At 44.1% G+C, this 1493-nt stretch carries 2 protein-coding genes; both read right to left on the bottom strand.

Going from position 1 to position 1493, the window contains the following annotated elements; genetic code table 11:
* Nucleotides 1-876 (bottom strand): DUF2861 family protein (locus R7E00_RS23150; protein ID WP_025572142.1); only part of this gene is annotated, 876 nt, incomplete at its 3' end.
* Between the two features lie 6 nt (nt 877-882).
* Nucleotides 883-1493 (bottom strand): response regulator transcription factor (locus R7E00_RS23145; RefSeq protein WP_318124577.1); only part of this gene is annotated, 611 nt, incomplete at its 5' end.

Below are 1493 nucleotides of genomic sequence, written 5' to 3'. Positions count from 1 at the left end.
TTCCTGAGAAAGATCATAAGTACGGCTGATTGTTTGAGCTTGCTCAACAATTATGTCCCCTTGCCAACGTCTACTGTTGATACTTACCGCTAAAACATATCTATCGTTTGGTACACCAGCTAATTCAAGTGAGTTTGGGTAATTAGATTCGTAGGTTTTCTTCCACATCTGCTCATACTGGCCATCCACATAGTCGTACAGACCGACTTCCAATTGAGGTAATGGGCAATGAGGATTGCGAAGTGCACTCTTTTCTACTTTCCAGTTCTCTTTTGATGTCCAGCGTACATATTGGGAGGAGTTTGAGTCTCCGAGTATCACCCAAGTTCGGTAAACTTGTTTATCTTTAGATACAACGGACAAGTGATACAAACCGGCTTCCAGTTTACCTGTGAGGTTGTATCGCTTGAGAAAACTGCGTTCGTTTGCTATTTCTGTCCCATCAGCTTGCTCTTCATAACTGAAAGAGCTGTCACCAGATATAGACTCATCAACCCAACGACGAAACGATATGTCCTCAATATCTGTTGTCGCTCTAAGTTTGATCACCAAACGGAAAGTATCGCGCCCCGGACTTTGGATAGTTTGACGAATCACGTTTACGCCACTGATCCAATCAGGCAAGGTAACACCTGTCAGTGATTTGCCACAATTTTTCGAAAGAGATTGACCGAGTAAGTCATTGAGATGAGGAGTTAGATCTTTGCTTGGCTCTGTTTGCCATAACTCAACCAACGAGTTGAACATCCCTGCTAGGTCATCTTCAAGCAGGTGTTGATGAGCTTGTGTCAGTGGCGTATTGGTTTGAAACCAGTCCATCGCTTGGACTGGTTTCACTAACGCTAATGAGAGAACTACAGGGAGTAGCGTTTTCATTATCGACTATGCTTTCATCTTGTAGCCTACGCCACGAAGCGTTTCGATTTCAAGGCCTGGCAATTTCTGACGAAGTTGAAGTACGTGGGTATCTACAGTACGTGTTGTAGGGAAATGGTTGTAACCCCATACATGGTCTAGTAGTTCATCACGAGTAAAAACGCGGCCTAGGTTTGACGCCAAGAACAGAAGCAAATCAAACTCAGTACGAGTTAACGTGATCAAATCACCTTTGAAGATAACTTCACGTGTTGCGCGATCGATCTCCAGATCTTTCGTCATCACTTTATCTGCATTAGCTTGATCAGCAGAGTCAGGCGCACGCAATTGAGCACGAATACGCGCGAACAATTCAGCTTCTGCAAACGGTTTTGTAAGATAGTCATTTGCACCAGAGTCTAAACCAGCTACCTTATCTTTAACGGTAACAAGAGCCGTTAACAAGATAACTGGAACGTCTTTAATTTTCTTCCATTCAGGGAGATGTTGTACGGAGTCACCGTCAGGTAGCTGGCGATCTAGGATGACAAGATCCGCTTTTTTCCACTGAGGTTCGACGTCGGCAATACGCTCCACATGTAAACACTCATATCCTGCTTGTTCCAGGCTTACTAACA

The sequence above is a fragment of the Vibrio sp. Vb1755 genome (assembly GCF_033338635.1).
In the GTDB taxonomy this organism is placed as follows: domain Bacteria; phylum Pseudomonadota; class Gammaproteobacteria; order Enterobacterales; family Vibrionaceae; genus Vibrio; species Vibrio alginolyticus.
The sequence above is the reverse complement of the archived record's forward strand: the minus strand, read 5'-3'. Positions and strand labels throughout refer to the sequence as shown.